Origin of the sequence: Candidatus Cardinium hertigii (assembly GCF_050864855.1) — a bacterium.
GTDB lineage: Bacteria > Bacteroidota > Bacteroidia > Cytophagales > Amoebophilaceae > Cardinium > Cardinium hertigii_C.
Window position 1 is genome coordinate 1 of sequence record NZ_JBOZWW010000032.1, and the last position, 531, is coordinate 531.

Sequence of the window (531 nt, forward strand, 5' to 3'; positions counted from 1 at the left end):
AGGTCATAATCTTTACTATGGGTATAAACGACATGTCCTTGTAGAAAGTAAAGAAGGTTTAGTTCTGTCAGTCAGTACTACAAAAGCATCTAGTCATGATGGTGCCCATTTACCTATATTATTGGATAAAGTATCGCTAAAAGCAGGAAGCAGGCTCTATGGAGATAAAGGCTATAGCGGTTTGCCCAACGAAACTTTACTAAAAAACAAGAAATTAAAATCAGCTACTCAAAAGAAAGGTAGTAGAAATCATCCTTTATCACCTGCTGCTAAACGGTTTAATAAATTGGTATCTAAGACGCGATATAAAGTAGAAAGGGTATTTGGAAGTATTAAGAGGTGGTTCCGTAGTGGAGGGACTAGGTATATAGGCCTTGATAAAACGCATACGCAACATGTTATGGAATCTATAGCCTATAATTTATATAGAGCTCCAAATATCATTTTAAAGGGTTTTTAGGGGGATGGTATATCTAAAATATACAAAGATTAACTTGAAAATCACTAAATAACTAAATTTATGCATCCTTA

General features: G+C 34.3%; 1 protein-coding gene. It reads left to right on the forward strand.

From position 1 onward, the window contains the following. Window positions 1–460: IS5 family transposase (locus ACRRVB_RS00970; protein ID WP_432466148.1), on the forward strand; the 460-nt coding region annotated here is incomplete at its 5' end. Between the last annotated feature and the right edge of the window lie 71 nt (window positions 461–531).